Source organism: Prevotella illustrans (assembly GCF_017426725.1).
Classification (GTDB): domain Bacteria; phylum Bacteroidota; class Bacteroidia; order Bacteroidales; family Bacteroidaceae; genus Prevotella; species Prevotella illustrans.
Genome location: NZ_JAERMS010000002.1, coordinates 22,893 through 36,219, shown reverse-complemented (window position 1 = coordinate 36,219; position 13,327 = coordinate 22,893). Strand labels below are relative to the sequence as shown.

Here is a 13,327-nt window from a genome sequence, read left to right as displayed (position 1 = left end):
ATAAGATATGATAGAGAGATTTGAGTTCACACAAGATGAATTGTCTGAAACGATACGATTGCTGTCACTCTTGAGGAAAACCCTCTCGGAGTCGTTGTGGGCTGACGACGAAAGAAAGCTCCGTCGACAAATCATCCGGGCGATTCGTGAGGGAAGGTTAAAGCGGGACGCTTTTGGCCTGAATCCTATCCTGCAAGGATTGCGCACGGCGGAAATTGCCGTAGATGAGATAGGCCTGAAGCGTGACAGCGTTCTCTCTATTCTACTCTATTATGGTGTTGTGACCGAATCCTCTACTTTAGATACGATAAAAGCCGAATATGGAGAAAACGTGGCCCACATTATCCATGGCTTGGTAAAGGTTCAGGAATTATACAAGAAGAATCCCGTCATAGAGAGCGAAAACTTCAGGAATCTGTTGGTCTCATTCTCTGAAGACATGCGCGTTATCCTGATCATGATTGCAGACCGTGTCAATCTGATGCGTCAGATCCGTGATACCACGCAAAAAGAAGCTCAACGGGCCATTTCGGAGGAGGCAAGTTATTTGTATGCTCCTTTAGCGCATAAGCTGGGACTCTATAAGCTGAAGAGCGAACTGGAGGACTTAAGCTTGAAATATCTGGAGCATGACGCGTATTACCTGATTAAGGAGAAGCTGAACGCTACAAAGGCGGCACGAGACACATATATCAAAAGATTTGTACAGCCTCTGGACGAACGCCTGAAAGCCGCGGGCTTGCGCTATCACATGAAAGGGCGTACAAAGAGCATTCACTCCATTTGGCAAAAGATGAAGAAGCAGAAATGCGGCTTTGAAGGTATTTATGATCTTTTTGCCATACGCATTATAATAGATTCCCCGATCGAGCGTGAAAAGATGTTGTGCTGGCAAGTCTATTCTATTGTGACCGATATGTACCAGCCCAATCCCAAAAGACTCCGCGACTGGTTGAGTGTTCCTAAGACCAATGGTTATGAGAGTTTGCATATCACGGTATTGGGACCGGAAAACAAGTGGGTTGAAGTCCAAATACGCACGGAGCGAATGGACCAGGTGGCCGAACATGGTCTGGCTGCCCACTGGCGTTATAAGGGTGTCAAGAGTGAAGGCGGAATCGATGAATGGCTCGGCAGTATAAGGTCGGCATTGGAGAATAATGACGACCTTCAGCTGATGGACCAATTTAAGATGGATTTATATGAAGATGAAGTCTATGTATTCACTCCCAAGGGGGATTTGATCAAATTTCCCAAGGGAGCAACTATTTTGGATTTCGCATATCATATCCATACCAATATTGGCAATACCTGTGTGGGCGGCAAGATAAACGGAAAGGCCGTGTCTTTCAGAGACGTGTTACATTCCGGCGATACTGTTGAGATTCTTACGCAAAGCAATCAGAAGCCCAAGCGTGATTGGTTGAATATTGTGAAGAGTAGTAAAGCCAAGTCGAAGATACGGCTCGCTTTGAAAGAAACTCAGGCCAAGGAAGGGCTGATGGCGAAAGAACTGCTGGAACGAAGGTTTAAAAATCGCAAGATAGAGATACAAGAATCGACGATGGCCCATCTTATCAAAAAAATGGGTTATAAGGAAAATTCGGATTTCTATAAGGATGTCGCAGATGGTAAGCTTGACTCCAATCTGATCATTGAGCAATATACGGAGGTGTATAACCATCAGCAGAATCTGCCGACTACGCCTCGGACGGCGGCGAGCGCGGACCGGTTTGAGTTCGAGAATCCTCACGAAGAGCTGGCGCAGGGAAATGATGACGTCTTGATTATCGACCGCAATCTTAAAGGTATAGACTACAAGCTGGCTAAGTGCTGCCATCCTATATATGGAGATCAGGTCTTTGGGTTTGTTACCGTAAACGGTGGTATCACGATTCATCGTTCGGATTGTCCGAACGCTCCCGAACTGCGCAAACGATTTGGCTATCGCATAGTCAAAGCCAAGTGGAGCGGCAAGGGAAATGGTCAATACAGCATAGCGATTCGAGTAATTGGCGTTGACGATATCGGTATTGTAAGTAATATTACCAATATTATTTCCAAGGAAGAGAAAATTGTCATGAGAAGTATCAATATCGATAGCAATGATGGTATCTTCAAAGGCAATCTTGTCGTGCAACTTGATGACAAAGGTAAACTTGAGACTCTATTGAAGAGAATCCGAACGGTAAAGGGAGTGAAGCAAGTTGAAAGAATCTATTAATATTCACCGCGTAACCCCATTTCATAAAATGATGAAGAATATCCTTGCCCTTGTGATTGTCATGTGGTTTTCCGCCTTACGCGTTGAGGCCGGAACGGCAATGGATTATCGTGGAATAGATTATACGAAAGCCGACAGCCTGAAAGTCGTTCAGCTACTGAGTAAAGCGAATAGGGAATTGTCTACAGGGAAACTGGTCATATACTTTGCCCGGCAGCTGCGAAACTTACCCTATGTAGCTAAGACTTTGGAAAGGAATAAGCGGGAAAGGTTGGTTATAAACCTGCGTCAGCTGGATTGCACTACGTATGTAGAGAATGTCATAGCATTGGTAATGTGCGCAAAGGCGAAGATGACGCGCTTTCAAGACTTTTGCCAAACTTTACAAGCAATTCGCTACCATAACGGTACTGTTGATTATGTGACAAGAAAGCATTATTTTACCGATTGGATAGACGCTAATTCAGAGAATGGTTATGTTACAGAAATCAGCGAGCCTACTCCCCCATTCTCTGCCATTCAGCAGTTGCAATTGGATTATATGTCGACCCATGTGGACTTCTATCCCATGTTGAAGAATCGGGCTGATAGGGTCTCTCGAATCAAGATTATTGAGAAAAGCCTAAGTAATAGGGTCTGCCGATATATTCCTAAATCGGAAATCAAGAATACCAAACTTTTGCGTAAGGTCATTCATGACGGCGATATCATTGCGATTGTTACGAATAAGAAAGGGCTTGATACAAGTCATTTGGGTATCGCCATTTGGCATGCCGATGGTTTGCACATGTTGAATGCCAGTCAGGTTCGGAAAAAAGTCGTTGAAGAGCCGATGACACTTCGGCAATATATGGGACAACATCCATCACAGTTAGGTATCAGGATTGTAAGAGTTCATCATCATCTTTACAAAAAAGCTGATACAGATAGGAATTAGCTTGGGTAAAAGTAAAAAAAGCAGTACTTTTGCAGCAGAAAATTAAAATAAAAGAAATAATTAACTATAGTTTCGTGGTTTTTCACCCAATCTTAAGCTATTCCATATCTGTTGCTTTTGATATTCTAAATAGCAATCAGAGGGCTTATGACGCTAACGAAACTCCTATAATTCAAAAAAAGAATGATAACAGTAACTAATCTTGCGATTCAATTTGGAAAGCGGGTTTTGTACAAAGATGTGAATATCAAATTCACTCACGGTAATATTTATGGTGTGATTGGTGCGAATGGCGCAGGTAAGTCTACCCTTCTCAGAGCTATTAGCGGCGATCTGGAGCCAAACAAAGGTACTGTAGAATTAGGCCCCGGCGAACGTCTCTCGGTATTGGAGCAGGATCATTTCAAATATGACGAGTTTTCTGTGTTGGACACAGTGTTGATGGGACATCAACCCTTGTGGACCAACATGCAAGAGAGAAATAAGTTGTATTCCAAACCCGAAATGACTGAAGAAGATGGAAACCGGGCTGCAGAGCTGGAAGAGAAATTTGCCGAGATGAATGGTTGGGAAGCAGAAAGTGACGCAGCTCAACTTTTACAGAATCTTGGCATCAAGGAGAATCTGCACGCCAAATTGATGGGTGAGCTTTCTAATAACGAAAAAGTGAGAGTTATGCTGGCAAAAGCCCTATTTGGAAAGCCGGACAATCTGCTGCTCGACGAGCCAACCAACGATCTTGACTTGGATACGGTAGAGTGGCTGGAAGAATATTTGGGCAATGTAGAGCAGACGGTTTTGGTCGTAAGCCACGACCGCCACTTCCTGGATGCGGTTAGTACACAGACCGTGGATATTGACTTTGGTAAAGTAACCGTATTCTCAGGAAACTATTCTTTCTGGTATGAAAGTTCGCAATTGGCTTTGCGCCAGGCACAGAATCAACGCCAGAAGGCTGAAGAAAAGAAGAAAGAACTCGAAGAGTTTATCCGTCGTTTTTCTGCGAATGTGGCAAAGAGCCGGCAGACTACCTCTCGTAAGAAAATGTTGGAGAAATTGAATATAGAAGAAATTCGTCCTTCCAGCAGAAAATATCCGGGCATTATCTTCCAAATGGAACGGGAACCGGGTAACCAGATACTGGAAGTCGATAATCTGAAAGCCGTTGATACTGACGGAACAGTTTTGTTCGACCATGTAAATTTTAATATAGAGAAAGGAGAGAAGGTCGTCTTCTTGAGCCATAATCCCAAAGCGATGACCGCGCTTTTTGAGATTATTAATGGTAACAGGGCCGCTGATGCCGGCGAGTATAAGTGGGGAGTGACGATTACAACGGCCTATCTTCCCTTAGACAATACAAAATTCTTTGATACGGACAAGAATCTTGTAGAATGGTTAAGCCAGTACGGTGCCGGCAATGAGGTCGTGATGAAAGGCTTCTTGGGCAGAATGCTCTTCAAGCAAGAAGAGGTGGAAAAGAAAGTGAACGTATTATCAGGGGGAGAGAAAATGCGCTGTATGATAGCCCGTATGCAGTTGCAGAACGCCAATTGCCTGATTCTTGACACACCGACTAACCATCTTGATTTGGAAAGTATACAGGCTTTCAATAATAATTTAAGCGTATTTAAGGGAAATATTCTCTTTGCGAGTCATGACCACGAATTTATAGAAACGGTAGCCAACAGAATTATAGAACTGACTCCCAATGGAACTATCGACAAGCTGATGAGCTATGATGAATATATCTATGACAACGCTATCAAGGAGCTGAAAGCGAAAATGTATCAAAATTAAAAACAGCGACTCCCCTTCCCAATCAATGAAGGGGATTTTTATGGCACAGTATTTGTAATACAATCTGATAAAATTATTATGATGAAGGACAAAGCTATGAATAAAGAGAATATCAACCGGCAAGAAACAGAAGAGTTGAAGGATTCCAAGGAAAAAGAGACTTCCAACGACACTGAGGTCGAAACACAATCATCAGAGCGTTGTGACAAAACGTCAGATATATCATCCGACGATATCGTGTTGAAACTGGAGGAGGAAAACGCACAATTAAAAGACCAGTTGCTGAGAAAGGTTGCGGAATTTGACAATTACCGGAAGCGCACTATTAAGGAAAAAGAAGAACTTCGGCAGAATGGTGGTGAAAAAGTCGTTGACGCTATATTACCAGTTTTAGATGATTTTGAGCGTGCTTTGAAAGACAAAAGTGAGGATCCGGCAGCTATAAGGGCTGGCGTAGAGATGATATATAACAAATTCATCAAGGTTCTTGAGGGACTGGGCGTAAGGAAAATTGAGACGGATGATGTTGATTTCAACGTAGATTTCCATGAGGCCATTGCCATGGTTCCAAGTCCTATCGACGAGAAGAAAGGAAAGGTAATTGATTGTGTTCAAAATGGGTATATGATGAATGATAAAGTGATTCGTCATGCGAAGGTTGCTGTCGGACAATAAATATTTTTCAGTTGGTTTATGGCAAAACGTGACTATTACGAAGTCTTAGGCGTCGACAAGTCAGCGTCAGATGACGAAATAAAGAAAGCATATAGAAAAATTGCGATTGAAAATCATCCGGATCGCAATCCCGGAAATAAAGGAGCAGAGGAAAGATTCAAAGAGGCGGCAGAAGCCTATGATGTTCTTCGCGATCCGCAAAAACGCCAACAGTATGATCAATTTGGCTTTAACGGCCCCCAGGGAAGCGGCTTCAGCGGTTTTGGCGGCGGTATGGATATGGACGATATTTTCTCAATGTTTGGTGATATCTTTGGAGGTCGCGGCGGTTTCTCAAGTTTTGGCGGTTTTGGTGGCGGTAGCCAACGCCAGCAGTATCGTGGCAATGACTTACGCTTAAAAGTAAAGCTTTCTTTACAAGAAATATCTACAGGTGTTACTAAGAAGTTCAAGGTTCGCAAGGATATTACCTGTGATCATTGTCATGGTAGCGGCGCGGAAGCAGGGAGTGATACGGAGACCTGTCCTACTTGTCATGGGCATGGCGTTGTCGTTAGATCTGTCCACACCATGCTTGGCATGATGCAAACCCAAACAGAATGTCCTACTTGCCATGGTGAAGGAACTGTCATTAAGAATAAGTGTAAACATTGTGGCGGTTCCGGCGTAGTAAAGGGTGAAGAGGTTGTTGAAATCAAAATCCCGGCCGGTGTAGCCGAAGGCATGGTAGTCAATGTGCCCGGTAAGGGTAATGCTGGAGCTCACAATGGCGTTAGTGGCAATATTCAGGTTCTCATTGAAGAAGAACCTAATAATACCTTTGTAAGAGACGGGCAGGATATTATTTATAATCTACTGTTGGATTTCCCGACCGCGACTTTGGGCGGTGATATGGAAATTCCGACAATTACGGGCAATAAGGTTAAAATAAAGATTGAACAAGGAACGCAACCGGGAAAGACGCTTCGCTTGCGGCACAAAGGCTTGCCCGCTGTTCAGGGGTATGGCTCGGGCTTAGGAGATTTAGTCGTCAACATAAGTGTATTTATCCCTAAGACCCTGACCAAGGATGAGAAAGAAAAGATAGAAGGATTTAGAAATAGTGACAATTTTAGAGGTGACTCCGTAACGAAAGAATCTATTTTTAACAGGTTCAAGAATTATTTTAATTAATCCCCATCATGTCATACCAGGAAACGATTGAGTATTTATTTAAAAGCACCCCTGTTTTCGAACATGTGGGTGCTTCTGCTTATAAAGAGGGCTTGGATAACAGTTTAGCAATGGATGCGTTTTTGGGCCATCCACACCAAAAGTATAAGACGGTTCATGTTGCGGGAACCAATGGAAAAGGTTCTTGCTCTCATACTTTGGCATCTATTTTGCAGACCGACGGCCATAAGGTAGGCTTATACACAAGTCCACATCTCATTGATTTCAGGGAGAGAATCAAAGTAAATGGAGTTTGCATCAGCGAATCCTATGTTGTTGATTTTGTAGAAAAATATCGTTCTTTCTTCGAGCCTTTACACCCAAGTTTCTTTGAACTGACTACCGCAATGGCATTTAAATATTTTGCAGATTGTCAGGTAGATATCGCGATTATAGAAGTAGGACTTGGCGGTCGGCTTGATTGTACCAATATCATCACGCCGATATTGTCTGTCATAACGAATATTAGCCTTGATCATGTCAAATTCCTGGGAAATACTTTAGGCAAGATTGCCAGAGAGAAAGCCGGTATCATAAAAAAGAATGTTCCGGTGATTATAGGTGAAAACAATTCTGAAAGCAAACCTGTCTTTATACAAAGAGCTAAAGAGTTAAATGCCCCAATTGTTTTGGCGGAGGATTTACAAAATAAGATTGTTATTTCTTCTAAATCGGCGGAGGCAGGTGGACGAATGTATCACTTGTCAGATGGACAATATGTACGGGGAGACTTGATGGGAGACTATCAGGAGAAAAACATGAATACGGTATTAGTGGCAGCCAAGGAGCTTAAGCGTCAACGCATTATAAAAAATGAAGAAGCAATCACCAAAGGAATTGGATGCGTTGTAAAGCAAACAGGACTTTTAGGACGCTGGCAATGTCTTGGTAAAAAGCCATACGTTATCTGCGATACGGGACACAATTCAGGTGGCTGGAAGTATTTAAGTCGACAAATCGCGCAACAGCCCGGCAATACGAAGCGTATAGTCTTTGGCATGGTAGACGACAAAGATTTGGATACTGTGATGACTATGCTTCCTAAAGATGGAACCTTTTATTGGACCCAACCTTCTACACATAGAGCTTTCCCCGTAGAAAAGATTGCTGCTTGTGGTGTCCGTCATGGATTAACGGGAAGCATTTTCCATGATGTTATGAGTGCCTATAATCAGGCTCTCTCAGATGCCAAAGCAGAAGATTTTGTGTTTATAGGTGGAAGTAGTTACATTGTTGCGGATCTGCAGTCAGGTTTGCTGCACACGAAATAACCATTTTGCTGTCAAATTATTATTACTTTTTTTATTTCTTTATTTGTGGTTTCCGTTTTTTTTCAGTTACTTTGCAACAAAATCGTAAATCTAAAAAAATAAGTACTAAACAATTTGATGGTGAACACGATGGATAAAAAATACATCTGTGGCTTGAAACAAAGCGATTTTCAAACCACCGTTGATCATAAGAAAACTGATCTTTTTATTTTAAGTAATACCCATGGCAATGAAGTTGCAATAACAAACTATGGTGGTGCTGTTGTTGCGTTAATGATTCCGGATAGAAATGGTGTAAAGGCTAATATTATCCAAGGACATGATAACATTCAAGATGTAATGTCCTCTCCGGAACCTTTTCTGTCAACTCTAATTGGCCGTTATGGAAATAGGATTTGCAAAGGGAAATTCAAATTACATGGAAAGGAATATCAATTAGGAATCAATAACGGCCCTAACCATCTCCATGGTGGTCCCACAGGATTCCATGCCAGGGTGTGGGATGCGCAGATGATGAATGAGCAGACACTGGTTCTCCACTATGTAAGCGCTTATGGAGAGGAAGGCTATTCCGGAGAACTGAAGACCACGGTAATGTACACTTTTACCAATGATAATGAATTGGTAATAGAGTATTTGGCCACCACTAATAAAAAGACAATTATTAACCTGACTCATCATGGCTTTTTCTCTTTGTCCGGTATAGGTACCCCTACTCCATCTATTGAAAACATGATGTGTGAGATTAATGCAAATTACTATATTCCAATTGATGAGAATAGTATACCAACCGGTGAGATTCTTAAAGTTGACAATACTCCTTTCGATTTCCGAACACCTAAAACCATTGGTCAGGATATAGGCGCTGATCATGAACAGATAAAATATGGCGCGGGCTATGATCATTGCTTTGTATTAAATAAGGAAGAGGAGGACGAATTAAGTTTTGCTGCCAGAATTACCGATCCTGCAAGTGGCAGAGTCATGGAAGTCTATACGACAGAGCCGGGCGTTCAGATTTATACCGATAATTGGGCGACCGGTTATAAGGGACAGTTTGGGGCAACATTCCCCAAACGTAGTGCCATTTGTATTGAAGCACAGCATTTCCCGGACTCTCCCAATCATACTTATTTCCCCTCTGTCGTATTGGAACCTAATATGCAATACAAGCAAAAAACGGTATATAAGTTTAGCGTAGCAGATTAAAAAACCGCAATCGCGCATATTACAAAGAATTTCATTAAATTATAATTAAAACCTAATATGGAAAATCAAACAAAACAAAATGGAAGCATAATTGCTATCATCACGATGATGTTCCTTTATGCTATGATTTCATTCGTTACGAATCTTGCAGCCCCAATTGGTGTTATTTGGAAAAATGCTTTTGCGGGAGAGAGTGCTAATACAGTAGGCATGCTTGGTAATGCTATGAACTTCTTAGCATACTTATTCATGGGCATACCTGCCGGAAAGCTTTTGACTAAAATCGGTTACAAGAAAACCGCAATGATTGGTATCGCTGTCGGTTTCGTAGGTGTATTGACACAGTTTATCTCAGGAACTATCGATGCAAAGACCGTAGGCTTTGGCGTATATTTATTAGGCGCATTTATTTCAGGTTTCTCTGTATGTATCTTGAATACGGTTGTAAATCCAATGCTGAACCTCCTTGGTGGCGGTGGAAACAGAGGTAACCAGTTGAACATGATAGGTGGAACGCTTAACTCTCTCTCCGGAACACTGACCCCGCTTTTCGTAGGAGCTTTGATCGGTACCGTTACAGCTTCCACTAAGATGGTAAACGTAAATCTTGTGCTCTATATCGCGATGGCTGTATTTGCTGCCGCATTTATAATATTGAGCTTTATTCCTATTTCCGATCCTGACAAGGGAAAAGTAACGAAAGACACCGTGTTTGAGCATAGTCCTTGGGCTTTCCGCCATTTCGTTTTAGGTGTTATCGCAATCTTTGTTTATGTGGGCGTAGAGGTCGGTATTCCCGGAACACTGATTTATTATCTAAGCGACCAAACCAACGCAGGCGCAGACCTAACAGGAAACGCTGTAGCCATTGCCGGTTCTGTAGCTGCTACTTATTGGTTCCTGATGCTTGTTGGCCGTTTTTGCTCAAGTTTTATCGCAAACAAAGTTTCAAGTAAGGCAATGATGACGATCGCGACTTCTGTAGCAATGGTATTCATTGTCTTGGCAATTTTCTTGGGAAAAACCGTTACGGTTTCTATGCCTGTATTCTCCGGTTCTTCTTTCGATACAGTAGTAGTTCCTATTGCAGCCGTTCTTTTAGTACTCTGTGGTCTCTGTACTTCCATCATGTGGACGTCTATCTTTAACCTGGCTACAGAAGGTCTTGGAAAGTATACTGCAGCAGCTTCAGGTATTTTCATGATGATGGTCGTTGGCGGTGGCCTACTTCCATTGCTCCAAAGTTTTATAGCAGACCATGCAGGGTATCTGATTTCATACATGGTTCCACTTATTGCGATCGCCTATATGTTCTTCTATGCGGTTGCAGGTTGTAAGAATGTGAACAAAGATATTCCTGTTGAATAATATATAATAAAGGAAACAAGAAGCCTCTTGTGTATTTATGATGCGCAAGAGGCTTTTTTGTGCTCTTCTGTCGCGATAATGGACGGCAGACTTGCCGAAGCTCGGCAAACGTCACGGCAAATGACGGCAGACTTGCCGAAGCTCGGCAACCGTCACGGCAAATGACGGCAGATTTGCCGGAGCTCGGCAAACGCCAAGGTATAACAGGTGTTAAATGCCGGAGCTCGGCAAACGCCAAGGTATAACAGGTGTTAAATGCCGGAGCTCGGCAAACGCCAAGGCAAATGACGGCAGACTTGCTCAACCCGAGCAAACGCCAAAGCTTGATTGCCAAGGCGGAACGTGATAAGCAAGCCATTATTTATCACGTTCTGCCTTGGCAATCGAACATTAAACACGGCTAATTTTAGAATACTTATTCCGAACCGAACAAAATGGTACTCCTGTGGGTATCGTCAGCGTGAATCTATGTTAATATTAAAGAGAATCAAGAGTTTGATGCACGAAATTGCTATCTAATCAACAAATAACTAAAGAAATCAGTTGGGTTTATAAATAATAAATAGTATATTTGCAATATTAAGTTATAACCTCTTTTTTATAGCAATGGAAAGTACAACACTAATGAATCTTGCAGCAGATAACATACGCATTTTAGCTGCTTCTATGGTTGAGAAGGCTAAGTCCGGGCATCCTGGAGGTGCGATGGGCGGTGCTGATTTTATAAATATATTATTTGCGAAGTTTCTGGTTTATGATCCTGAAGATCCAACATGGAGTGGCCGAGATCGTTTTTATCTTGATCCCGGGCATATGTCGCCAATGTTATATTCTGCCTTAGCCTTACAAGGTAAATTTTCTCTTGCCGAGTTACAGCAGTTTAGACAATGGGGGTCTCCCACTCCCGGCCATCCTGAGCGTGACATTGCAAGAGGTATAGAAAACACTTCCGGTCCTTTGGGGCAAGGGCATGCTTTTGCTGCCGGCGCGGCTATTGCGGAGAAATTCTTGGAAGCAAGATTGGGGAAGACCGTTATGCAACATAAGATATACGCCTATATTTCTGATGGAGGTATTCAGGAGGAAATATCACAAGGTGTAGGTCGTCTCGCCGGTACGCTCGGGCTGAATAATCTGATCATGTTCTATGATTCAAATGATATTCAGCTGTCTACTGAATGTGGTGTTGTCATGACGGAGGATACTGCGGCTAAGTATCGAGCTTGGAATTGGAATGTCCTTACCATCAACGGTAATGATCCCGAAGAAATAAGCCAAGCTATCAGCGCTGCTCAAAAAGAAAAAAGCAGACCAACGCTCATCATTGGAAATACAACGATGGGTAAAGGCGCACTAAAAGAGGACGGAACAAGTTACGAGCATAGTATAAAAACGCATGGCGCACCACTCGGAGGTCAAGCCTATATCAATACTATCAAGAATCTTGGAGGTGATCCAACAAATCCTTTTGTTATATTTGAGGATGTAAAGCAACTTTATGAACGACGTCGTTCTGAACTTAAAGCTATCGTTGCAGAACGACGTAAGGCTGAAGAAAGTTGGGCACAGGCAAATCCGAACTTGGCAAAACAGAAAGATCAATGGTTTTCTGGTAAGGCTCCCATCATTGATTGGAGCAAGGTGGAGCAAAAAGCCGGTGATTCAACGCGGGCAGCAAGCGCAGAATGCTTGAAAACGCTGGCACAGCAAGTTCCCAATATGATTTGTGCCAGTGCGGACTTATCAAATTCTGATAAGACAGATGGTTTCTTAAAGCAAACAACATCCTTGACAAAAGGTGATTTTAGCGGAGCTTTCTTCCAAGCAGGAGTCTCAGAACTGGCAATGGCTTGCATGTGTATCGGCATGATGTTGCATGGTGGTGTCATTGCGGCAATGGGAACATTCTTTGTTTTCTCTGATTATATGAAGCCTGCCATCCGAATGGCCGCATTAATGCAAATCCCTGTAAAGTTTATTTGGAGTCACGACTCTTTCAGAGTTGGAGAAGACGGTCCTACTCATGAACCCGTGGAGCAAGAAGCCCAAATCCGATTAATGGAGAAGTTAAAGAATCATCATGGATTGGATAGCGTGAGGGTTTTCCGTCCTGCGGATGCAAATGAGACGACTGAATGCTGGAAGATTGGAATGAACAATGTAGATACCCCCACAGCATTTATTTTGTCACGGCAAAATATTGACCAATTACCCGTTGGCAATGATTATGCCAATGTGGCACGAGGGGCGTATATTGTCGCCGGCAGTGATGATAATCCTGATATTATCTTAGTCGCAAGCGGCTCTGAAGTCTCAACTCTTGAAGCGGGCGCTAAACTTTTACGACAAGATAAAATTAAAGTTCGTGTTGTAAGTTGTCCCTCTGAAGGATTGTTCTGTAGACAACCAAAGTCTTATCAACAAGAAGTACTTCCCGAAGACGTCAAGAAATTTGGGTTGACAGCAGGTCTTCCTGTAACACTTGAAGGGCTCGTCGGCATTGGAAGTAAGTCTTGTATATACGGATTAACTTCATTTGGATTCTCCGCACCATTTAAAGTATTAAACGAAAAATTGGGTTATACCGGCGAGAATGTTTACAAGCAAGTAAAAGCGTTCTTAGGTCTGTAA

9 protein-coding genes are annotated in these 13,327 nt (G+C 42.6%); all 9 read left to right on the top strand.

Annotation, left to right across the window (positions count from 1 at the left end):
- Positions 1–7: 7 nt before the first annotated feature.
- The 9 genes from JHU38_RS01040 to JHU38_RS01000 all read left to right on the top strand — a co-directional run bounded on the left by JHU38_RS01040 (position 8) and on the right by JHU38_RS01000 (position 13,327).
- The gene (locus tag JHU38_RS01040) at positions 8–2,224 is read left to right on the top strand and encodes a RelA/SpoT family protein (protein ID WP_107582533.1); all 2,217 of its coding nucleotides are present in this window, start codon (positions 8–10) and stop codon (positions 2,222–2,224) included.
- A 28-nt stretch (positions 2,225–2,252) separates the two neighbouring features.
- Positions 2,253–3,161 carry an N-acetylmuramoyl-L-alanine amidase-like domain-containing protein gene (locus JHU38_RS01035; protein WP_107582534.1) on the top strand — a complete coding sequence of 303 codons (909 nt, stop codon included), beginning with the start codon at positions 2,253–2,255 and terminating at the stop codon, positions 3,159–3,161.
- Between the two features lie 183 nt (positions 3,162–3,344).
- On the top strand, positions 3,345–4,961 hold the full coding sequence (locus JHU38_RS01030) for an ABC-F family ATP-binding cassette domain-containing protein (protein ID WP_107582535.1): 1,617 nt from the start codon (positions 3,345–3,347) through the stop codon (positions 4,959–4,961).
- A 78-nt stretch (positions 4,962–5,039) separates the two neighbouring features.
- Positions 5,040–5,636 (top strand): nucleotide exchange factor GrpE, encoded by a 597-nt coding sequence (locus JHU38_RS01025; protein WP_107582536.1) that lies wholly within the window; start codon positions 5,040–5,042, stop codon positions 5,634–5,636.
- An 18-nt stretch (positions 5,637–5,654) separates the two neighbouring features.
- The gene (gene dnaJ / locus JHU38_RS01020; protein ID WP_107582537.1) at positions 5,655–6,809 is read left to right on the top strand and encodes a molecular chaperone DnaJ; all 1,155 of its coding nucleotides are present in this window, start codon (positions 5,655–5,657) and stop codon (positions 6,807–6,809) included.
- Positions 6,810–6,817: 8 nt separating this feature from the next.
- Complete coding sequence (locus tag JHU38_RS01015; RefSeq protein WP_107582538.1) at positions 6,818–8,119, top strand: bifunctional folylpolyglutamate synthase/dihydrofolate synthase; 1,302 nt, start codon at positions 6,818–6,820, stop codon at positions 8,117–8,119.
- Between the two features lie 129 nt (positions 8,120–8,248).
- Entirely contained in the window at positions 8,249–9,328 is a 1,080-nt protein-coding gene (locus tag JHU38_RS01010) for an aldose epimerase family protein (RefSeq protein WP_369917266.1), read from the top strand.
- Positions 9,329–9,385: 57 nt separating this feature from the next.
- On the top strand, positions 9,386–10,696 hold the full coding sequence (locus JHU38_RS01005) for an MFS transporter (protein WP_107582540.1): 1,311 nt from the start codon (positions 9,386–9,388) through the stop codon (positions 10,694–10,696).
- A gap of 606 nt (positions 10,697–11,302) precedes the next feature.
- A complete protein-coding gene (locus JHU38_RS01000; RefSeq protein ID WP_232369793.1) occupies positions 11,303–13,327 on the top strand; it encodes a transketolase family protein in 2,025 nt (674 codons plus the stop codon).

Bases quoted from the DNA above. Each gene is read 5' to 3' on its own strand.
- JHU38_RS01025 (WP_107582536.1), top strand. From the start codon at position 5,040: ATGATGAAGGACAAAGCTATGAATAAAGAGAATATCAACCGGCAAGAA.
- JHU38_RS01015 (WP_107582538.1), top strand. From the start codon at position 6,818: ATGTCATACCAGGAAACGATTGAGTATTTATTTAAAAGCACCCCTGTT.
- JHU38_RS01010 (WP_369917266.1), top strand. From the start codon at position 8,249: ATGGATAAAAAATACATCTGTGGCTTGAAACAAAGCGATTTTCAAACC.
- JHU38_RS01030 (WP_107582535.1), top strand. From the start codon at position 3,345: ATGATAACAGTAACTAATCTTGCGATTCAATTTGGAAAGCGGGTTTTG.
- JHU38_RS01005 (WP_107582540.1), top strand. From the start codon at position 9,386: ATGGAAAATCAAACAAAACAAAATGGAAGCATAATTGCTATCATCACG.
- JHU38_RS01000 (WP_232369793.1), top strand. From the start codon at position 11,303: ATGGAAAGTACAACACTAATGAATCTTGCAGCAGATAACATACGCATT.
- dnaJ (WP_107582537.1), top strand. From the start codon at position 5,655: ATGGCAAAACGTGACTATTACGAAGTCTTAGGCGTCGACAAGTCAGCG.
- JHU38_RS01040 (WP_107582533.1), top strand. From the start codon at position 8: ATGATAGAGAGATTTGAGTTCACACAAGATGAATTGTCTGAAACGATA.
- JHU38_RS01035 (WP_107582534.1), top strand. From the start codon at position 2,253: ATGATGAAGAATATCCTTGCCCTTGTGATTGTCATGTGGTTTTCCGCC.